At 65.9% G+C, this 21039-nt stretch carries 17 protein-coding genes; 10 read left to right on the top strand and 7 right to left on the bottom strand.

The annotated features are described in order from the left end of the window. Nucleotides 1-210 precede the first annotated feature (210 nt). Nucleotides 211-1494 (top strand): cystathionine gamma-synthase family protein, encoded by a 1284-nt coding sequence (locus tag ACX9GQ_RS23235; RefSeq protein WP_459631993.1) that lies wholly within the window; start codon nucleotides 211-213, stop codon nucleotides 1492-1494. Nucleotides 1495-1755: 261 nt separating this feature from the next. On the opposite strand, the gene ACX9GQ_RS23230 is transcribed toward ACX9GQ_RS23235, so the two are convergent. Both ACX9GQ_RS23230 and ACX9GQ_RS23225 read right to left on the bottom strand, forming a co-directional pair. After that, nucleotides 1756-3393, bottom strand: a complete 1638-nt coding sequence (locus tag ACX9GQ_RS23230; protein ID WP_459631992.1) for an amidohydrolase — start codon at nucleotides 3391-3393, stop codon at nucleotides 1756-1758. Nucleotides 3394-3633: 240 nt separating this feature from the next. Further along, complete coding sequence (locus ACX9GQ_RS23225) at nucleotides 3634-4320, bottom strand: phosphoribosyltransferase (protein WP_459631991.1); 687 nt, start codon at nucleotides 4318-4320, stop codon at nucleotides 3634-3636. A gap of 174 nt (nucleotides 4321-4494) precedes the next feature. Here ACX9GQ_RS23225 and ftsH point away from each other — a divergent pair, with 174 nt between their 5' ends. Continuing rightward, nucleotides 4495-6360, top strand: coding sequence for an ATP-dependent zinc metalloprotease FtsH (gene ftsH / locus ACX9GQ_RS23220; RefSeq protein WP_459631990.1), 1866 nt, complete (start codon nucleotides 4495-4497; stop codon nucleotides 6358-6360). Between the two features lie 83 nt (nucleotides 6361-6443). Here the strand turns inward: ftsH and ACX9GQ_RS23215 are convergent, their stop codons facing one another. Next, the gene (locus ACX9GQ_RS23215) at nucleotides 6444-7391 is read right to left on the bottom strand and encodes a ribose-phosphate diphosphokinase (protein ID WP_459631989.1); all 948 of its coding nucleotides are present in this window, start codon (nucleotides 7389-7391) and stop codon (nucleotides 6444-6446) included. A gap of 76 nt (nucleotides 7392-7467) precedes the next feature. Continuing rightward, nucleotides 7468-8394: a hypothetical protein gene (locus tag ACX9GQ_RS23210; RefSeq protein WP_459631988.1), complete on the bottom strand. Its 927-nt coding sequence runs from the start codon at nucleotides 8392-8394 to the stop codon at nucleotides 7468-7470. Nucleotides 8395-9024: 630 nt separating this feature from the next. On the opposite strand from ACX9GQ_RS23210, the gene ACX9GQ_RS23205 reads away from it, so the two are divergent. Next, nucleotides 9025-9555 carry a nitroreductase family protein gene (locus ACX9GQ_RS23205; RefSeq protein WP_459631987.1) on the top strand — a complete coding sequence of 177 codons (531 nt, stop codon included), beginning with the start codon at nucleotides 9025-9027 and terminating at the stop codon, nucleotides 9553-9555. An 8-nt stretch (nucleotides 9556-9563) separates the two neighbouring features. Here ACX9GQ_RS23205 and ACX9GQ_RS23200 read toward each other — a convergent pair whose 3' ends face one another. Both ACX9GQ_RS23200 and ACX9GQ_RS23195 read right to left on the bottom strand, forming a co-directional pair. Beyond that, on the bottom strand, nucleotides 9564-10106 hold the full coding sequence (locus tag ACX9GQ_RS23200; RefSeq protein WP_459631986.1) for a flavin reductase family protein: 543 nt from the start codon (nucleotides 10104-10106) through the stop codon (nucleotides 9564-9566). A gap of 89 nt (nucleotides 10107-10195) precedes the next feature. Further along, nucleotides 10196-13057: an AMP-binding protein gene (locus ACX9GQ_RS23195; RefSeq protein WP_459631985.1), complete on the bottom strand. Its 2862-nt coding sequence runs from the start codon at nucleotides 13055-13057 to the stop codon at nucleotides 10196-10198. 264 nt (nucleotides 13058-13321) lie between these two features. Here ACX9GQ_RS23195 and ACX9GQ_RS23190 point away from each other — a divergent pair, with 264 nt between their 5' ends. From ACX9GQ_RS23190 to ACX9GQ_RS23165, 6 genes are all read left to right on the top strand, one after another. Then, nucleotides 13322-13696, top strand: a complete 375-nt coding sequence (locus tag ACX9GQ_RS23190; RefSeq protein ID WP_459631984.1) for a DUF3775 domain-containing protein — start codon at nucleotides 13322-13324, stop codon at nucleotides 13694-13696. Between the two features lie 22 nt (nucleotides 13697-13718). Beyond that, on the top strand, nucleotides 13719-14675 hold the full coding sequence (locus ACX9GQ_RS23185) for a DNA-binding protein (protein ID WP_459631983.1): 957 nt from the start codon (nucleotides 13719-13721) through the stop codon (nucleotides 14673-14675). 609 nt (nucleotides 14676-15284) lie between these two features. Next, entirely contained in the window at nucleotides 15285-16328 is a 1044-nt protein-coding gene (locus ACX9GQ_RS23180) for an ABC transporter substrate-binding protein (protein WP_459631982.1), read from the top strand. A 433-nt stretch (nucleotides 16329-16761) separates the two neighbouring features. Beyond that, nucleotides 16762-17331: a cold shock domain-containing protein gene (locus ACX9GQ_RS23175; protein ID WP_459631981.1), complete on the top strand. Its 570-nt coding sequence runs from the start codon at nucleotides 16762-16764 to the stop codon at nucleotides 17329-17331. A 437-nt stretch (nucleotides 17332-17768) separates the two neighbouring features. Next, nucleotides 17769-18008, top strand: coding sequence for a YdcH family protein (locus ACX9GQ_RS23170; protein ID WP_459631980.1), 240 nt, complete (start codon nucleotides 17769-17771; stop codon nucleotides 18006-18008). Between the two features lie 346 nt (nucleotides 18009-18354). Further along, a complete protein-coding gene (locus ACX9GQ_RS23165) occupies nucleotides 18355-19122 on the top strand; it encodes a S1 family peptidase (protein ID WP_459631979.1) in 768 nt (255 codons plus the stop codon). A 39-nt stretch (nucleotides 19123-19161) separates the two neighbouring features. On the opposite strand, the gene ACX9GQ_RS23160 is transcribed toward ACX9GQ_RS23165, so the two are convergent. After that, the gene (locus tag ACX9GQ_RS23160) at nucleotides 19162-20151 is read right to left on the bottom strand and encodes a DMT family transporter (RefSeq protein ID WP_459631978.1); all 990 of its coding nucleotides are present in this window, start codon (nucleotides 20149-20151) and stop codon (nucleotides 19162-19164) included. A gap of 125 nt (nucleotides 20152-20276) precedes the next feature. Here ACX9GQ_RS23160 and ACX9GQ_RS23155 point away from each other — a divergent pair, with 125 nt between their 5' ends. After that, on the top strand, nucleotides 20277-20777 hold the full coding sequence (locus tag ACX9GQ_RS23155; protein ID WP_459631977.1) for an Lrp/AsnC family transcriptional regulator: 501 nt from the start codon (nucleotides 20277-20279) through the stop codon (nucleotides 20775-20777). The last annotated feature ends 262 nt before the right edge of the window (nucleotides 20778-21039 follow it).

Genomic DNA, 21039 nt, shown 5'->3' with positions numbered 1-21039 from the left:
AGCCGGACCTCTGCTAGGCCTTCGCGAGGGCCGGGGTCCCCGAGGGACAGCCGGCCATCGTGTCTGCCGCATTCAGAGATCAACTAGCGGTTCCTGTGGCAAACCGAGTGATTCAGAGATCACCGCGCCGAGGCTACGTGTCGATCGCAAGGAACGCTCCATCGGTCTCGCCACCTGACGCCCGCACGCCCACGCAACCGGAGGAACACCATGACCCGGGACAGCTACTACAAGGACCGGATTGCCAATCGCAGGCTGCATCCCGAGACCCTAATGATGGGGTACGGCTACTCACCCGCCATGTCGGAGGGCTCGCTGAAGCCTCCGGTCTTCCTGACGTCCACGTTCGTCTTCGAGAGCGCCCAGCAGGGGAAGGACTTCTTCGATCTCACTTCGGGTCGCCGCCGGCCCCGCGAGGGCGAGAAGTCAGGGTTGGTGTATTCGCGCTTCAACCACCCAAACCTGGAGATCCTCGAGGACCGCCTCGCCATCTGGGATGAGGCCGAGCGCTGTGCGGTTTTCGCCAGCGGCATGGCGGCGATCGCCACCACCTGCTTCGCATTCCTGCGTCCGGGCGACACGGTCGTGCACTCACGCCCGCTCTATGGCGGCACCGAGACGCTCCTGAAGAACCAGATGGCTGCCCTCGGCGTAACCGCGTTCGGCTTCACCGACGGCATCGACATCGCCCAGATGCGCACGGTCGCCAATGCGGCGGCTTCCAAGGGGCGCGTGGCGATGATCCTCGTCGAGACGCCGGCCAACCCCACCAACGGCCTCGTCGACCTTGCCGCCTGCAGGACCATCGCAGACGAGATCGGTCAGGCGCAGGGGCACCGTCCTCCGGTGGTCGTGGACAACACGCTTCTTGGTCCCAAATTCCAGCAGCCGCTGAAGCACGGTGCGGATCTCAGCCTTTTGTCCCTGACGAAGTACGTGGGTGGTCACAGCGATCTCGTCGGAGGCTCCATCTCCGGCTCGGACGCCCTCGTCCGGCAGGTGAAAGGGTGGCGCTCCTCGCTCGGCACACAACTCGATCCCAACTCATGCTGGATGCTCATGCGGTCGCTCGAGACGCTCGACATCCGCATGAGCCGCGCCAACGAGAACGCCCGGGCGGTCGCGGACTATCTCGCATCGCATCCTATGGTGGCGCGCCTTCACTACCTGGGCCACCTGTCTATGGCCGACCCGCGCAAGGTGGTCTTCGACCGGCAATGCACGGCTCCCGGCTCGACCTTCGCGTTCGACGTGAAGGGCGGCGAGAAGGAAGCCTTCGCGCTCCTGGACCACCTGCAGATCATGAAGCTCGCCGTCAGTCTCGGCGGCACGGAGACGCTGGTCTCACATCCGGCGGCAATGACACATTCGGGCGTCGCGCGGGAACTGCGCGAAGAGATCGGACTCACTGATGCCTTGATCCGCATTTCCGTCGGCATCGAGAACGTCGACGACCTGATCGCCGACCTCGCCCAGGCGTTCGCGGCGGTTTAGGTGCCGCTAAGACGTTGCCCGGCATTACCGGCACGAGGGCGGCCCCGGCGAGGTCGACGCTCGCATGAGGGATGGGTGGTGCGGCTCTCTTCCTTGATGGAAACCTAGGCCAAAGAGAAATCGCCGGGGTGGTCCTTGTGCTGGTCGGTATGGCTCTCAATGTCATGCCGCTGCAGAGGAGCATGAAAGACACGCTCGGCCCGGGATGCGCGGCGGGTACTGCTTCGCATCGACTCGTTATTGGCCCGGACGCTGCCAGCCTTACGATTGTTCGTAGACAACACGCCCACCGAGAATTGCGAGATCGCAGCGTGTATCCTTGAGGATCTCGGCAGGATCGGCCGTAAGCAGGTTCCGCGAGAAAACGGCGACATCGGCGAGGAAGCCGGGAGCAAGACGCCCCTTCACGCTCTCCCGCTTCTGCGCGAATGCGCCATGTTCGGTATAGGCTTGCAAGGCATCCTCAATCGAGACGCGCTGGCTTTCGTCCATCACCGTCCCCTTCCAGGTTTTGCGCGTGAGCATCGCGTGGAAGTTTGGGAACGGGTTCGGGTCGCAAACCGGTGCGTCGCTGCCCGTCGCAGGCTTCAGACCGAGATCGAACCAGGTCCGGAGCGGGTAGCTCGGTAGCGCCCGTTCAGGTCCCAAAACTTTCACGTAAGCATCGCCGAAATCATGGATAAAGACCTGCTGAGGGCAGGGATAAATGCCAGCTTTGACCATGCGCTCGTGCTGGGCCGCGGTCGAAAAACCGCAATGCTCGATGCGGTGGCGCCGATCCGGGTCAGGAAAGGCCTTCAGCGCCAGTTCATAGGCCGTGATGAGCTGCTCGATCGCGGCATCGCCAATGGCATGGCAGGCCAGCTGATAGCCCTTCTTGTGCGCATCGAGCACCATGCGGTTCAGCTCGGCATCCTCCCACATCCTGACGCCTGTGGTCCGGTCGTCGCCAAGGTAGGGCAAGGACATCCAAGCGGTGCGTCCGCCGGCTGAACCATCGAGGAAGAGCTTAACAGCCCCGATCATCAGCATGTCGTCGCCGGTGCCAGTGATCAGGCCAGCATCGTAACATTGAGGAACGATCGAGCGGCCGTCATCGCCGAGCAGGGTCAGCCAGGTCCGGACGGGCAGGCGGCCCTCACGCTTTGCACGATGATAGGCCGCGATCTCACCGAAGCCGCCCTTCTGGCCGACGGCAGCATCCATGCAGCTGGTGATGCCGAGCGAGAGCAAATAGTGGCCGCCACGCTCGATCCCGGCGATGAGGTCCTCTTCGCTCGGGGCGGGAATTGCCGCCTGCACCGGCGCAAGGGCGTTCTCGGCCAGCAGCCCCGTCAGGCGGCCGCCCTGCTTCTCAATCAGGCCGCCCTGCGGCGTCGGCGAATGCTCGTCAATGCCAGCGAGCCGAAGCGCCTCGGAGTTACAGATCGCGATATGGCCGCACGTACGGACCAACATCACCGGATTGTGGGGAGCGGCGCGGTCGAGTTCCTCACGACGGGGGTGGCGGCCTGTGTCAAGCTTGGTCTGGTCATAGCCTCGCGAGAGGATCCACTCGCCCGGTTGCAAAGTGGCAGCGCGAGCCGAGATGCCATGTAACAGTGCTTCCAGTGTAGGCGCGGCCTCTGGCTTGGAATCCACCCACAGCATGCTCATGCCAAGCGAGATGAGGTGCAGATGCGAATCGTTGAGGCCAGGCGTCGCCAGTCGCCCGTTGAGATCGATGATGCGGGTCTCAGGGCCGACGAGCGGAGCAATCTCGGCGTCGCCGCCAGCCGTCAATACCTTATCCTGAAAGATCGCGAGGGCCTCCACGACCCCTTCGTCGCGCCCGCACCAGATTGGCCCGTTGCGCAACACGATATCAGCATGAACCGCCATAGCTTTCCCCAATTCCATCTGTACCGGCCTTGGTCTATCGCGACCTTGGCGGTTCAGAGTCTGCCTCGCCCCCACTGCTGCCGCTCGTTGCCGGCGACCCGAATGACCATCCGCCCCGCGAGAACGCTGGATATTGGTCACGCGTAATAGACCTATGTCTTCTCGGGCGTGAGGCATAGGCTTGCCGTATGGAACCGCGTTGGATCGGCTGAATCTGATCGAATTCCACACCGCCGGTGGAAGTTCGTCACTTTGACGCTACGGCATCTCCGGCCTTACGCGCCGCGCCTGGGCGGCGAGTTCGTCGAGGCACGACAGCACCTCGGAATCCTCGGTTTGGTCGAAGCGGGCATACGACCCACCGACCCCCCTGAATGATAGCGGTGTATCCAGGACAATGACTTCGTCAGCCTCTTCGCGCAGAGCCTCGATCATCTCCGCAGGAGCAACGGGTACGGCCACGATTATTCGGCACGGCTTCTGGCGATGCAGGGCCCTGAGAGCGGCGAGCATCGTCGCTCCCGTCGCGAGGCCGTCGTCGACGACGATCACAACGCGGTTACTGGGCGAAAGCCCCGGCCGGTGCGCCCGGTAGAGCGACGAGCGCTCTTCCATGATCTTCTTCTGCCGCTGGGAAAGTTGGTCTAATTGGCTGGGAAGAAGACCGAACGCAGCGACGAGCTTCTGGTTCCAGAAGACGGTCGGATCGCACCCATCGGCCACGGCCCCGAGCGCAAGCTCCGGCTGACCGGGTGCACCGATCTTCCGCACCATTAGGACATCAAGAGGCGCTCCGAGAACCTTGGCAATCTCTGCTGCAACGGGAACACCTCCCCGCGGCAGGCCATAGATGATGGGATTGTCCTTCTTGAAGTCAGACAATGCCCTGCCCAGCCGTCGCCCAGCGTCTCTTCGGTCGGCGAACATGTCGATCACCTCACGCATGCAATCTACAGGAGAGTGATCCCGGCGTGATTGAGATACGTCACGAAATCATCTGCCGGTTGAGCCGCGTTGATCGTGTGCCCTGCATGGCAGGAGCCAGCCTTGGTCGGCTTGAGCCGGGTCAACCCCTGCGCGATGCGCCGCCGCTAGTCTCTTGGCATGCAGGGGGGGGCCATGGAAAAGCAGCACAAGCTCGATCTGGGTTTTATCCTGCTCATGCTGGTTGGCGGGCTCCTGCTTCAGCAGATCTGGGCCACGTGGCGCGATGTCCAGACAGTGCCCTACAGCCAGTTCCTGACGCTGGTGCGCGAGCAGAAGTTCACCCAGGTCACGGTCGCGTCGGAGTACCTGCAGGGCACGCTCAAGGAGCCGGCGGCCGACGGTCCGAAGACCGTCTTGGCCTTTCGCGTGCCCGCCGATCTCTCGCGAGAGCTCGATGCGGCTGGCGTCGCCTATTCCGGCGTGGCGGAGAGCAACTGGCTGTCGACGCTTCTCGGATGGATAATCCCCGCCCTGCTGTTCTTCTGGCTGTGGCGGACGGCGCTCGGGCGTATGTCGGGCGGAATGGGTGGTCTTATGTCCATCGGCCAGAGCAAGGCGAAGGTCTTCGTGGAGAAGGGGATCAAGGTCGGCTTCGCCGATGTCGCCGGCGTCGACGAGGCCAAGGACGAACTCAAGGAGGTTGTTGCCTTCCTCAAGGATCCCAGGACCTTTGGAAGACTCGGCGCACACGTACCGAAAGGCATTCTGCTGGTGGGTCCGCCCGGGACGGGTAAGACCCTGCTCGCCCGTGCCGTAGCCGGCGAGGCCGGGGTGCCGTTCTTCTCGATCAGCGGTTCGGAGTTCGTCGAGCTGTTCGTGGGCGTAGGCGCGGCCCGGGTCCGCGACCTTTTCGAACAGGCCCGGCGCCATGCGCCGTGCATCATCTTCATCGACGAACTCGATGCGCTAGGACGCGCCCGGGCGCTGGTCGGGATCGCCGGCGCAAACGACGAGAAGGAGCAAACCCTCAACCAGCTCCTTAGCGAGCTCGACGGCTTCGATCCGAGTTCCGGGGTCGTGCTGCTGGCCGCCACGAACCGACCGGAGATCCTGGACCCTGCGCTCCTGCGCGCCGGTCGCTTCGATCGCCAGATCGTCGTGGACCGGCCGGACCGCAAGGGGCGCGAGGACATCCTGGCAGTCCATCTGCGCAAGGTGACACTTGCGCCGGACATCGACCGCAGCGCCATCGCGGGGCTCACGCCCGGCTTCACGGGCGCGGATCTCGCCAATCTCGTGAACGAGGCCGCGATGGCAGCCACCCGACGTGGCGCGGATGCTGTTGCAGCGGCGGACTTCGTGGCGGCGGTCGAACGGATCATCGCAGGACCGGAGAAGCGTAACCGGATTATCAACGCACAGGAACGGCGCGTGGTCGCCCACCACGAGATCGGGCATGCCATCGTTGCCCTCAGCCTCCCAGGGACGGATGCCCTCAAGAAGGTGACGATCCTGCCACGAAGCATCGGCGCCCTCGGTTTCACGATGCAGATGCCGACGGAGGACCGTTACCTCATGCTGCGTTCAGAGCTGGTTACAAAGATGGCCGTGCTGCTCGGTGGGCGCGCCGCAGAGCGAATTGTCATCGGTGATGTATCCACAGGCGCGGCCGACGATCTCCAACGAGCTACGATGATCGCGAGGGCCATGGTCACCCAGTACGGCATGGATGAGGACCTCGGGGAGGCGGTCTACGAACACCCCCCTGCCTTCCTCCCGCCTGGGGGGCAGGCGGATGCGTTGCCGTCGCCAATCAGCGAGGCCTCCGCCGCAGTCCGGGATCGCGCTGTTTCGCGTCTCATCGCTGAGGCCGAGGCCAGGGCCCTCGCGATCCTGCAGGCTCGCCTTCCGATCCTGCTGGAATGGGCCGGAAGACTTCTTGAACGCGAGACCCTTGACGAAGGGGATCTCGCCCTTCTGCGGGCCGAACTGGAGCCTGGCCGCACCAATGGCACGCCCTCCGCGGGATCAGTCGCTCCGGGAGGTCCCGTCCCCTAGGACGACCTCATCAGCAGAGCCAGCGACCGGGCACGTTGCGACCGACCGTCGTGTGGCACCTTGTTGCCACGATAGTCCTGGTGCTACCTCAGCGTGGCCGCCAGCAACGGAGCGACGGAGACAATCCGGAGCCGCGGCCCTGCACGCGACACCACCGCCTGATCGACAGGGACCGTGTCCGTGACGACGATCTCATCGACGGCGTCCGACGATATCAGCTCGTGTGCACCGCCCGTGAAAAGGCCATGGGTCGCCATGCAGACGACGCGGCGGGCACCCCGACGTCGGCATTCAAGCGCGGTGCGATGCATCGACCCGCCGGTACTCACGAGATCGTCGAGAACGATGGCGCAACGACCCGCTACCTCGCCCGCGAACAGATCGCCCGTGACCTGCCCGCCGCTGCGGAACTTCTCCATGAAGGCCTTGCCGACCGAAAGACCGGTCCGGCGCTCCAGTTCCAGCCGAAGGGCCTCCACCCGCTTCATCCCGCCCGAATCCGGGGAGACGACCGCGAGGGGCTCGTCCACGCCCAAGGCCACGACATGATCGGCCCAGAAGGCTGCCATCGACAGGTCGTGCGCGCGGATCCGGAACGCGTTCTCGAAGGCGGCGGGATTGTGCACGTCCACCGTGACGATCTCGTCGCATCCCACCGCCTCGATCAACTGGGCCACGTAACGGATCGTGACGGGATCGAACGCCTTCGTACGCCTGTCCTTCCGCGCATAACAGAGGTAAGGCGCGATGACCCGAACCCGCGCGGCGCCGTGGTCCCTCAGGCAACCGATCAGGAACAGAAGGCGGCACAGCATGTCGTTGACGCTGCGCCCCCCGTGGGCGAAGAGCCCCGCGACCACGGCGACATCGTCACCCGCCACGTCGACCAGCGGGCGGATCTTGTCCTCGCCGTCCTCAAAGCTTCGTTCCTCGAGTTCGGCCAAGGTAACGCCGGCGTGCGAAGCCGTGGCCTGCGCCAGTTCCCGCGGCCCCAGGCTGACGACGAGGGTGCATCGTCTCGGCGATGGCATCGGCGGCCTCCTCGGACCAAGGGCAGGGACAGATCTAAAAACAACTCTGATTGGCACGCAGCAACGGTACACTGCGCTACCTCATGGCGGACCTCTCTCCGGACAGGAGCATGGCGGCCCTTCCGGCGATCTCGAGATAGCCGCGCGCCTGTGCGTGCCAGGTGCCGTGCCTGCCTCGCGACGGCTCGAGGAAGTGCCGCAGTGCAAGGCTTGCCCGCAGCATGGCGCGAAAGCACCGGTAGAAGGTCAGCAGCAGCGGGCCCTGACCATGACCGGCGAGATCGAGCGCGCGCTCCAGCAAGATCCGCCCGGCCCACGGAGCGCCCAGGCGTTCGCATTCCAGAGCGAGGAAGGAGAACTCATCGAGAGGATCGACGATCCTCAGGTCCCGCCTGAACTCGAGGCAGTCGATGATGACGGGCGTGTGATCCAGCCAGATGTGTTCCGGACGAAGGTCGCCATGTCCCTCCACGAGCGGGGCACGACGCGCGCGGCGCAAGAGGGGACCCTCCCTCGACACGCAACCCAGCAGCGCTCCCGAGATCCGCAGGATCAGGGACCGAGAGAGCTTCAGCCTCGGATCGAGCAGGATCCCGCGCGCCGACAGGATCTGCACCCGCAGCGAGTCTGCATAGGCATCTGGCGCCAACGGAACGGTATCGACGCGCCGATAGAACAGCGCGAGAACGTCGGCCACGGCCTCGATCTGAGAGCGCCTGACAACGCCCCGGGCCAACGCCTGATCGAGAAACCCTTCGTTGGCCAGGCGTCGCATGACGACCAGCCAGTCGACCACCTCGCCGTCCGATCCGCCGAGGCGCAGCGTTCCGTCGGCCTGCCGGCAAAGGGCGGTCACTCCAAGATAGACATCTTGCGCCAGCCGACGGTTGAGGCGGAGTTCCTCCGCCGCGTTCGCACGGCGCAAGGACACGGTCGTCAGGTCCAGCAAGGGATCCCGGACCGGCTTCTTGAGCTTGTAGACGAGGTTCTCGGTCAGGAACACAAAGGACGTCCGCGTCTCGCGAACGACGACCTGTCCTCCACCGGGAGCCCCCGATGCCTGTGCCAGGAACGACACCTTGTCGTCGGTGGAGCAATCCTCCGCCGGTGACCCTCCAGACTTCCCGTCAACGCCGCTACGCCGTTCCGGTCGTCTCACGTCGAGTTCACCCCTGGGCGTCTGCCAAACGAAGGACTGCTGGAGGGCATTCACATTGACAAGAAAGACCCTGCAAGAGACATGAGCAAGCAGGCCTTTCGGCGGCCGGCGGCATCCTATGCCACGCTGGGCCGACACGCCTCTGGGGCGCCTTGACTAACGGCCGACGTCCTCGCGTGTCCGCTTTTCTCAGCGTCTGCAGGAGGACTGAACTCGTTGAGCGTCATCAATGCTATCGCAAGACGACGTCTTAAAGTCACGGGCATCTGAGCACCGCACCTGCGTCGATCAAGACGAAACTATCAACGCATGCGATCGACTACATCGGAATTTGGTTGAATTCAACACCAAGGGGCCGACATGAGTACATTAAAAAAGTTTGTACTCGGCATGATGGGACAACTACGCGCAAAGCCAGCACTTGGAGGTGCAGCTCCATCGATTGCTTTGCCCGAGCCGGAAAAGCATGGCGGAATGCCGTTGCTCGACGCCCTCGCTCAGCGGCATTCCGCTCGGGACTTCGCCCGGACAGAGCTTCCGCTTCAGGTCGTGTCCGGCCTGCTGTGGTCCGCCTTCGGCGTGAACCGGCCAGACGGGCATCGGACTGCGCCGACCGCCCTCAATTGCCAGGAGATCGAAATCTATGTCGCCTTGTCGTCAGGAGCGTACCTGTATGATGCTGAAGCGAACGCTCTGAGGCTCGCCTCAGCAAGCGACATTCGCCGTGTGACCGGATACCAGGACTTTGTCGACGAAGCGCCGCTGGACCTCGTTTTCGTCGCCGATACCTCCCGGATGACGATGGTGCCAGTGCGACAGCGTGAAAGCTTCGCTTCGGTTGCCGCTGGAGCGGTCGCGCAGAACGTCTATCTCTTTGCGGCGAGTTCTGGTCTCTCAACCGTCATCCGAGCCTGGATTGACCGCGAGGCCATTGCGGATGCGCTGGGACTTAGCCACGACCACCACGTGCTATTGTCCCAAACAGTCGGGTATCCGAAGAAGTAAGGATACACTTACACGCCCTGCGGGAGCTTGGCTGCCATCATCTTCCTTCGATCCAGCTTTCGCCCATCGACGATGAACGTGCCGTCCCCGACCGCGTGAAGGGTGCGCTTCTCCTTCCTCGACGAGTCGAGGTAGGCGGCGAGCGGCTTCAGCACGACGATGTTATGCTTATCGACCATGTCGACGACCATGCACTCGATGTTGGCGAGGCACTCCGCGATCAGTGGCGCTTTGACCCGCCTTGCTGGAATGGCCGTGAGCCGGAACTTTGCGAACTTGTCCGTATCGGCACCGGAGCACGTCCCGATCCCCACCACGCGATCCAGAAGATCAACGGTAGGAATGGCGATGACGCACTCCCCGGTCTTCCGCAACGCCGCGTACGAGTAGTTCCACGCGCCTGTGGTGATGGCGAACACCGGTGTGAAATCGAGGACCATCGTCCACGAGATGGTCATCACGTTGTTTTTGAGCCCGTCGAAGGTCGTGACCAGGACCACAGGGCCGGGCTCCAGGAGGGTGAAGGTCCGGCTAAGCTCGAACTGCTGCAAGCGTGGATCTCCGGTGGCCTGCAGATGAGCATAACGCAGCGCGAGCTCGGACAAAGCACCGTTAGGTCGTCCCCCCTGCCCTGCGTCCGTTACGTCTTGGAGGCGGCATTCGGCTTGACCAGTTCCGCCAGATCAGGCTCTCCGCAGCGGGTGAGGATGACCTGGCGGACGCGATCCCGGAGTTGCAGCACCGCCCGGAAGTCCTGCCCCTCCGGCCTGACCGGCTCGCCGATGTCCACGCTAAGGGAGGCTCGCCGTGGAAACCACTGGCCGTCGCGGAGCATTGTCCGCGTTCCCCCGATCACGCCGGGGAAGACGGGAAGATCGGCCGCGGCTGCGACCGTGAACGCCCCCATGTAGAACGCGGACAGGCCCGCCCGTCTCGTAAAGGTCCCTTCGGGAAAGAAGACGAGGATCCTGCCGGCGCGTGCGACGTCCGTCAGTGCCTGCGCGTCGGAGAGGCTGCCGGACACGTCATATCGTTCGACGAACGGGATTCCGAGCCGTCGAAGGACGGCCCCTGCCAAGATCCGGTCGGACAATTCTCTTTTAGCCACGATGGCGGGTTCGCCCGGGAGGATGGCAGCCAGCAGGAGGGCGTCGACATAGCTTGAGTGGTTGAACACGATCATCGCGTCGCGGCGCGGGACGCGGTCGAGGCCCGTCGTCGAAAGGGGCGCTCCCATGGCCGAGATCGCGGCGCGGCAGATTCCCCTCAGCGCGGACCAGCGCCAGGCCACGCGGGGAAGCATAAGAACAGCCGCGGCCCCCAGCAGGAACCCTGCCGAAACAACAAGCCACCACCACCCGGCATAGAGGAGCTCGGCGAGGGAGCGGAGGAGCCGCCTGGCTTGCGGCGCGGCACCCGACAGCACGAGACGGGCGACCTGCCATCGCAGAGGTCGTTCGGCCGCATCGAGGCTTCTCGTCTCGTAGAGCTGTCTCGCGGCGCTGCGGCGGATCTTTCCGCTCGACGTCTTCGGAACGGTCCGCGGCGGCACAAGCACCACTTCGTCGGGCGGCGTGCCCGCGATGTCCGTGGCAACCTCCTGTGCCGAGGCAACCAGCCTCGCCCGAGGCTCAGGCTCTGTCTCGCGGGTCTCGACCAGGATCACGACCCGCTCGGTTCCGGATGTTTGCTCCGTCGTGCCGAACACAGCGACGCCCCCCTTGCGAACTCCCGGAATTTCGGCCACGGCCTCCTCAATCTCCTGGGGATAGAGATGTCGTCCCGCACGGATGATGATGTCCTTGATGCGGCCGGTGATGAAGACATCGCCGCCAGCCATGTAGGCCCGATCTGCGCTGTCCAGCCAGCCGTCGCGGATCAGTTCCCTGGTTTTCGTCTCGTTGCGGAAATAGCCGCGCGTCGCTGATGGGCCCCGGAATTCGAGCCGCCCTTCCTGCCGCTCGCCCACCTCGAACCCGGCCTCGTTCACGACCCGGATTTCGTGACCCGGCAGTGGCTGACCGCAGGCGACGATCTCCAGCGGCCTTGGGTCGTCCGGCCGAGCCGGATCCGCGGTCCCGAGAGTGCTGAGCCGCGAACGATCGACTCGATCGATGAGGGGTGGACGGCCCAGTGGAGGAAAGGCGAGCCCCACGGAGCTCTCCGCAAGGCCATAGACCGGCGCCATCGCATGGGGCGGAAAGCCATGGCGGCCGAACCGCTCGATGAACCGGCGCAGCGTATGGACGCTGATGGGCTCGGCTCCGTTGGCGACCATCCGCAGCGAGCTGAGGTCGACACCCTCGATGTCGGCTTCCGCGATCTTGTTCAGGCACAGCTCGAAACCGAAGTTGGGCGAAGCCGAGAACGTGGCTCGGAAGCGATGGATGGCCCACAGCCAACTCGCCGGCCGCACGAGGAAGCTCAACGGCGACATCGCATAGAGCGGCGCGGCGAAGTGAAGACAACCCAGCCAGGCGCCGATCAGGCCCATGTCATGATAGAGCGGCAGCCAGCTGACGAAGACGTCGGTCGAGCGCGCGTCCATGACCGCGCCCATCGCCCGGATGTTGGCCAGAAGGTTCGCATGAGTGAGAACAACACCTTTCGGATCACCCGTGCTGCCTGAGGTGTACTGGATCAGCGCGATCGCGTCCGGATCCCTCGTCGGCGGCAACTCCACGGCCAGATCGGAAGCCTCCAGGTCCGCGACGGTTTCGACGGCTCTCAGGCTCTCGACCTGCGCGCGGATCAGCCTCGCGAGGTGCCGACCCTCCGGCATCGTGATCAGCACGGTCGCCCCGGCATTCCGCAGGATGACGGTCTGGCGACGCAGGTGGTCCTCGATCTGGGACAGTCGCAGCGGAGGATAGATCGGCACGGGGATTGCGCCCGCATACAGGATGCCGAAAAAAGCGATGAAGAAATCGACGCTTGTCGGGAGCATCAAGGCAACACGGTCTCCAACCGCGACCTCCCGCGCGACGAGGCTGCTGGCCACGGCGCGGGCCCTGCCCGCGAGCTCGGCGTAGCTGAGTTTTCCCGTGACGGTCGTCTCGTCCTGCAGCACGGTCAGATGAAGACGGTCCGGGTGCTGCGATGCATGCCACTCGAGCACATCCACAAGTGTCCTGGCGTCGCTCGCGGCGGGCACCGTGGGTAGCGCGACTGGCGGCCGCACCTCCAATACCTGCCGGCGCGCCGGACCGGCCTGCTCCAGCGCCAGCATGAGATCGCGGACGGTCTCGGCCGCCCCGATGGTCTGCCCCGGCAACCTCACGCCGAAGGCGCGCTCGATGCGCAGGATCAGTTCGGTGCGACCGAGGCTGTCGATGCCGAGGTCGCGCTCGATCCGGCTCGACGGGCGAACGTCGACGAGCCGCAGGCGCTGGGGGTGGATCTCGCGGACGAGTTCGGCGACGAGAGCAAGGACGTCGTCGTCACGACGGTTCCGGTCGGCGGCGCCGGTGGAGGTGTCGTTGCGTTGGCTCCGGTCCGACATGGCAAGAAGCTGGGTGACGAGAGCCGGCCGCGTCTGGCCTGGACTTGACGCAATGGCAGGCTAAGCACGTGCCGCCGGCCACCGCAACGCAAGACGACGCGGCGACAGCGCCGGCACGACGCGTAGCCCTGCTCGCGGTCGGCGATTGAGGCACGTCATTGGCCGCGGCTATGGCGGGATTATGATTGCGCGCTGTCGCGGGGCGCAGGCAGGGAGGCACCGATGGTGAACGGGGTTGAACTGGCGATCTCGCCCGAGAAGGTCATGCTCATCGCGCAGCTGGCGAAGCGGTTCGATGCGAAGGACGAGGTGACCGAATCCGACATCGGCTCGAATCCAAGCGACGACAATCAGGCCGCCGTGCTCGAAGATCACCGCGATGACCCGGCCTTGCACGAGATGCGGGTGATCATCGGCGGATTGAATGAGGACGAGCAGATCGACCTCGTCGCCCTGACGTGGCTCGGCCGCGGCGACCATGGCCCGCGGGACTGGCCGGGGTTGCGGTCCGATGCCGCCCACGCCCACAACGAACGGACGGTGCGCTACCTGTGCGGCACGCCGCTCCTCGGCGACTTTCTCGAACAGGGGCTCGAAGCGCTCGGGCGACATCCCGGGACCGACGCGTTGCCGTCGTGAAGCCGGCGGGAGGGGCGGCGCGGTGACCGAGGCCGAGGACTCTTCGTATGCTTCAGTGCCGCAACTTCGTCGGAATCTGAACGCGTCCGTGGCTGATCGCCTGCGGGAAGCGGCGGACCTGCTGGCCGCGCAGGCTGCGGAACCGTTCCGGGCTGCCGCCTATCGGCGGGCGGCCGACACCATTGCTTCGCTCGACAGCGATATCGGCGAGCTTGTTGCGTCAGGCGGCTATGATGCGATCGACGCCATTCCGGGTATCGGACCCGCGATCGCCGCGGCGGTGATGCAGCTCGTCCGGACCGGGCGATGGACGTATCTAGATCAGCTTCGGGGCCAAAGCGACCCTGAGGTGGTGTTTCGGACGCTGCCGGGGGTCGGGCCCATGCTAGCCCGGCAACTGCACCTGACGCTCGGCGCAGAGACCCTGGCCGATCTCGAGGCCGCGGTCCATTCTGGAAGGATCGATTCCGTGTCCGGGCTCGGGCCGCGCCGGATCGCTCTTCTGCGTGCGGCCGTGACTGACGCGCTGTCCCGCATCCGGCCGCGCACGAAGAGGCTGGCCGCAGAGCCCCCCGTTGGTCTTCTTCTGGACGTAGACCGAGAATACGAAAGGCAGGCCCGCACAGACTTGCTGCCGAAGATCGCACCGAAACGTTTCAACCCCTCGGGCGAGGCATGGCTGCCAGTCTTGCACACGCATCGTGACGGATGGTCCGTCACCGCCCTCTACTCGAACAGTGCTCGCGCCCATGAACTGCATCGCGAGCACGACTGGGTCGTCATCTACTTCCATTCCGACCATGAGCCGGAAGGCCAGCGCACCGTGGTGACCGAGACGCGCGGTGCGCTCGCGGGGCGGCGGGTCATCCGCGGCCGCGAGGATGAGTGCCTGCTCGCTTATGCTCGGGACCCGCCCAAGCGCGCGGCGACGTCGTCCGCTGCGGATCTCGACAATGGGCCGGAGGGTGGAGCTCACTAGGCCGGGCGGGAAAGACCTGGGAGCATCCTGCCTGTCGGCGGCGGCTACCTGGCGCGGCGAGAGGGTCTGGGCCGAGGCGCGGCCTGGAGTCACGACAAGCTTGCTCGCCCTGATAGATCGTGGTCGGCGGGAGGGAGAGAGGATGAGACGACTTCTGGCCATGGCCCTTGGCGCTGGTGCGCTGGCCCTGTTTGCCATGGCAACACATTTCGCCCTCACGACCGCGGCCACCGGCGTCGGGTCAGAGGCCGACTTGGCGCGGGCAACCTGCACGGGCTGTCACCGCTGATGAGGCTCTTGTGCGTTTCGACCGCGGCGGACGAGTTGCAGCTGATGCGACCCACGCGTCAGCACCAACAGGCTCCAAACCTCGGCACCTGATCGCCTGCGTTACGTCATCCTGTTCAGGACGTGCGCTATCGCACATCGGAATGCTCCGGTCGGGAGCATCGTCCCGCCCCTCGCGCGTTCCCCACGGTCTAGTCGAGCCAGTCGGTCGTCGCAGGTGGTTCCCCCAGGAAGCCCGACGGCAGGCGCCCTGAGACAGTTGGAGCAGGCGCACTCACTTGCACCCACGCAGCCCGGACATCACCCGGAGCCCGTCGAGCCATGGCATCGAGATCGTCAAGCCCCTCGCTCGTCCACGCCGAATTCTGGTCTGGCCCTCAGGGCCCGACGCGCCGTGGCGTCGTGCTGGCGGCGCTCGCCACCGTGGCTGGTGTCCGCCCGACCGTCGCGCAGACACCGGCGCCGCCGATGATCGGCTACCTCGCCCCGGAATCACCGCAGCGTTTCGCGAGCCGCCTGCGCGCGTTCCATGACGGGCTGGCAGAGGTCGGGTTCGTCGAGGGCCAGAGCGTGCTCCTGGAGTATCGCTGGGCGGAAGGTCGGTATGACCGGTTGCAGCGGCTGGCGCGAGAGTTGTCGGACCGCAACGTGGCCGTGCTGGTGGCGACTGGCGGCGCGCAATCCGCGCTCGCGGCCAAGGCTGCGTCGGAGGGCCGAAGCGTCGTGTTCGAGATGGGCGGCGATCCAGTCAAGGTCGGCGTCGTCGACAGTCTTCCCAAGCCAGGCGCCAACATCACTGGCGTGTCGAGCCTCAGTGTCGAGGTATCGGCCAAGCGGCTCGAGTTCATACGAGACGTATTTCCCCGTGCCGCGCAGCTGGCCGTCGCCGTGAACCCAACAAGCCCGACTGCACGGTCGCAGATCGAGAGCCTGCAGATGGCTGCCGCCGGCCTCAACGTGGACCTCGCGGTCATGGAGGTCCGGTCGGAGGATGACCTCGGAACGCTATTCGCCGCGACCGCTGCTTCGGCGGGACGGGGGCTCGTGTTCACGTCTGACCCCTATTTCGCCTTCCGAAGCGAAATGTTGGCGGCCCTCGCTATGCGCCACCGGGTGGCCGCGATCACACAGTCACGCGACTTTCCCCTCGCAGGCGGGCTCATGAGCTACGGTGGGGACTTCATGCAGTCGCACAAGCGCGCCGGCGTATATGCCGGCCGAATCCTCCGCGGCGAGAAGCCCTTCGACCTGCCGGTCCAACAAGTGACCAAGGTGGAAATGGTCATTAACCTCGAAACGGCTCGCATGCTGGGGCTGGACCTCGCGGGATTTTTGTTGAGCCGGGCCGACGAGGTGATCGGGTAGCGTTTTGAGCGGACAGCGTCGGAGGACGAGCTTGCGAGTAAGCCTCAGTCGGTTAATTGAACCGGCTGCGTCGTGCGGCACGACGAGTACAGCCGGTCGCAGAAGGACACGCGAACTGCCTCAGGCCGAAGGAGCCCCTGCCTCCCCGTGAGTGTCGCGGTCACCGCAGCGCGCTGAGCCATACGCACGCAAGCGAGCGGGACCGCCGCGCCTCACCCCGTCTGACCCACGTCACCTTGATGCGTCTCAATGCCGTCAAGACGTGCGGCTGCCTAGCTGTCCTCCTGCGTTAGGGGTCTAGTCCCTCCCTCGCAGTCGGCGACGTGGGTGTCGAGCTACACTCCAGGAGTAATTCGGTCGTCGGGCGATACCTTCGTCGTGCCACTGTGCCCGGCTCTCATCGAGCAAGCGACGGTGGCGAAAGGATGAAGCCATGGAGACACCGGTCCAGATCGACTTCCAGGGCATCGGTCCATCCGAGGCCCTGCGTCAGTCCCTCCTCGCCCAGATGGCGGAATTGGAGGACAAGTTCGGCCGGATCACCGCCGGGCGGGTGGTCGTGAAGGGTCCAGGCGCGCGCCATCGCAAGGGGGGCCCGTTCGAGGTGAACGTCTGGCTGACGCTGCCGGGTGGGCGTGAGGTGGCAGTGGTCCGTACGCCCCGGCTCGACGAACGCCACGGCGATCCGGTCTTCGCCATCAACGATGCCTTCCGCCGCGCAAGGCGGCAGCTGCAGGATCGCGTTCGCCGCATGCGGAACGAGGTGAAGTCGCATGTGGAGGTGCCGATTGGAACCGTCATCCGCCTCCCGGCAAAAGGGGATTTCGGTTTCCTCGCCGCAGCCGACGGGCACGAGGTCTACTTCCACCGCAACAGCGTCCTCAACGGCCGGTTCGACCGCCTGAAGGTGGGCGAGCTGGTGGCCTTCGTCGAGGAGATGGGCGACAAGGGGCCGCAGGCGAGCACGGTACGCAGTCTCCCGCGCAAGTCGGCTGGCGCCTGAATCGGCCAGGCGATTGCCGTCCAGACCGGACAGTCTCACAAGATAGGCCGCGGCGGATCCGACAGGGCGCAATCGCCTGTGCGATTCAGCAGGTTCCTGTCTTCTGGCGTCGGTGGTTCCTTTGTTCCGCGAATGTCAACAACGGAGCTCACGATGTCACCTTCAACAAGAACTGAGTACCTGCTCGGCGTGCTTGCTTTTCTGATTGCTGAACTTCAGCGCGACCGTCCGGACGTTGCAGACGAACTCGCGAGCACGCTGAAACGGTGGCGTCTCAAGGCCGGTGGATCCGGCTAAAACTGCGGGACGGTTGAGTGTTCTGTCCCCGGGGCTCGATCCGTCCATGAGGCATCTATTGATGCCCATCAATGCCCCGATGGTCGTGCCGGTGAGATATGTTTCAAGTTCACCTGCGCCTGATTGAGGAGCCGCACTTCATGACCCATGTCCCCCACGGCCTGCACGAGGAGTTTCCCACGGCGGCCGCGAAGATCTCGAGCCTCAAGATCGGTGACGCTCACTTTGCGCGACTTGCTGATCAGTACGAGACGCTGAATCGGGAGATCCATCGGATCGAAACCGACGTCGAGCCGGCGAGCGATGAGACCCTCGAGAACCTGAAAAAGAAAAGGCTTCGCCTGAAGGACGAAATCGCCGCCATGATCCGCGCCGCGTAAGGCGTCAGCGACAGAGTAGCGTGGCGGTCCCTGATCGGGTGACGCCACGCTTGTGTCGTGCTGAAGAGCCCTCACTGCTGGAGAGCGGGGCGCCACGGACGCTCCGGCCTTCGAGGCCGTGGACGGCGGGGAGGAACCGCCCGGGCATCGTGCGACGCCCCGCGGAGTTCGCCGGCTTAACCGCCCGAACTCCTGGGGCGGAACGCTTCGTACCCCGCGATTGATCCGAGAGTTCCACATTGATCGCGCGGGGCGCAGATCAAGATATCAGTAGGCTGCGACTGAGACGTGCCGTGTGCTAAGCCGTTCGAGACACACATCGAACAGCAGCCAAGAGCACGCGGCGATGAAGCGGACAAACTGTTCCACACCGTGGCGGTGGCTTGCCCCCACCCTCGTTTTTTGGATCGTCAGCAGCCTCTGGCCGGCCGTCGCCATTGTGCAGGGGCGCGACGACGCGGCGCTGTCGCGCCACGCCGTGATGGTTCTCACCGACCGCGGCGGGTTCTGCACCGGCATCGTGTTGGCGCGGACGGTGGTGATGACGGCGGCGCATTGCGTCACCGGCGCCAGCGCCTACCGCGTGCACTACAAGGACGCCGCCGGCCAGCCGGTGATGCTGGAGCCGCGCGCCGTCGCCGTGCACCCGGGCTACGACGCCGGCGCCGTGAAGGGCCGGCGGCGCTCCATCGACCTCGCGATGATCCGCCTCGCCGAGCCGCTGCCGGCGCCGTTCGCCGCCGTCGGCCTGTCTTCCGCCGGCCGGCCGGGCTCGGGCGAGAGGCTCACGGTCGGCGGCTACGGCCTCGGCGCGGAGGGCCAGCCGACGACGGGCGGGCGCTTCCGCAGCACCGAACTCGGCGTCATCGAGCCCTTCGGGCCGAGCAGCATTCTCGTCTGGCTCACCGATCCCGCCACCGGCCGCGAACGGGCCGGCTCCGGCGCCTGCCAGGGCGACAGCGGCGGGCCGGTGTTCGCCACCGACGGCGTCGTCGCCGTCACAGTGTGGGCCGAAGGCGTCGGCAAGGCGCGCTGCGGCGCCCTCACCCAGGGCCTCCTCGTCGCCCCGCAGCGGGCGTGGATCGAGAGGGTCCTGAGCGACTGGGGTCGTTGAGCGAAGCAAGACTGCATGAGACTGCCCACGCCATGGCTTCTAATGGCTCCGCGTTTTTGCCGGTCCGCCGCGGACCTTCCGGGCGGGCGCCAGGATGAGCGCGAGGCCGCCGAGGATCAGCAGCACGCCGGCGACGAAGAGGCCGCCCAGCCGGTCGCCGAACATCGCCGCGGCCGCGCCGATGCCGATGATCGGGTGCAGGTATTGCACGCTGGTCGCCACCACTGCCGGCACGGCGCGCAGGAGGTGCAGCCACAGGTACAGCCCCGCGGCCGTGACGAAGACGCCGAGGTAGGACGCGACCGCCAGCCCCTCGGGCGTGAGGTGGATCGGCATGCGGGATGCCTCCCACGCAGCGAACGGCAGCAGGGCGAGGAGGCCGAAGAGCGTGCTCCACGCGGCGACGGCGGGCGTGCCGTACTCCCGCGTCAGCTCCACGCTCCACACGTAGTAGAAGGCGATGGCCACGGACGAGACGAGCATCCATGCCACGCCGGCAAGCGTGGTCGCGGCCGTCCCCTCCCCGCCTCCCGAGCCCGACGCCACGACGGCGATGCCGGCGAAGGCCGCCGCGAGCCCGGCGACCTGCCGGCGCGACACCCGCTGGCGCAGCCGCAGCGCGGCGAAGACGACGACGAACACCGGGATCGTGGCCGACAGGATCGCGCCGACCGAGCCCGAGGTTCCCTCGATCCCGAGCGTCTGGGCCACCTGCCCCACGCTGATGCCGATCACGCCCAGCAGCGCCACCTGCGGCAGCGCCCGAAGGCGCAGCCGCTGGCGCAGGGCCAGCAGGAACAGCGGCGGCAGCGCGGTGGCGAAACGCAGCGCCGTCAGCGCCATCGGCGGCAGGCTCTCCAGCCCCAGCTTGGTGAGCGGGATCGACAGGCCCCAGATGATCGCCAGCACCCCGATGGCGGCCATGTCGCGCAGCGAGGGCAGCGCCCCCGCGCCGGCCGCCCCCGTGTCCGTGGCCCCCGTGTCCCAGGCTCCAGTGTCCCTGGCCCCCGCGTCCGCCCGTGTCGTCATGCCCGCCCTCCGCGCGGCCGAACCTTAGCGCGGACAGGCCTGCGCCGGATTTCTTTCTTGGCGTGCGTAACGCGGCGAAGCGAGGCAATCTCGATCTTCACAAGAAATCTGAAACCGAAAAAGCGATGGCTGACGTTCGTAACCAAAAGCCGGCCGGGGAGCCCACGCCGCTCGACACGATCGACCGGCGCATCCTCTCGATCCTGCAGGCGGACAGCCTGATCTCGAACCAGGCGCTGGCCGACGCCATCGGCCTGTCGCCACCGGCCTGCCTCAAGCGGGTGCGCCGCCTGCGCGCCGCCGGCGTGATCGAGCGCACCGTGTCCCTGCTCTCGCCGGAGGCCGCGGGCTGCCCCCTGCTCACCATCGTGCGCGTGAAGCTCGACCGGCCGACCGGGGAGCACATGGCCTCCTTCGAGGCGCACGTCGCCGCCCTTCCCAACGTCGTCTCGTGCATGACCGTGGCCGGCGACATCGACTACGTCCTCGTCGTGCGCAGCCGCGACGTCGCCCACTACGAGGACTTCGCCCGCCGCATGCTCGCCACCGCCCCCGGCATCCGCGCCTACACCAGCGAGATCGTCCTGGCCGTCAACAAGCTCACCACGGAGCTCCCGCTGCCGTAGGCAGGGTGGTTCGTCGTCGGCAAGCTGAACCGCGTTGCTCCGCTGCCAATCCAGGCAATGTGCACACGTCGATCCTTGACTGCGCATGCGGGGCGCCTCTGCAGAGCCCACCGAACCCGGCCGCGGCGCCGGCGGTTATCGGCTGGGCCGGCTGGTGCTGACGCGCGTCAACGACCGGGCCTCGCGCTTGTGCCAGCATGCCGGCGGGCGGGCCGGCCGGGACAGGAGAACGAGATGGAGACGCTGGGGCCTCACGCCGTCG

It is taken from the genome of Alsobacter sp. R-9 (genome assembly GCF_054612375.1).
Note: the sequence above shows the minus strand (reverse complement) of the source record. Positions and strands in the feature narration are given on the sequence as shown.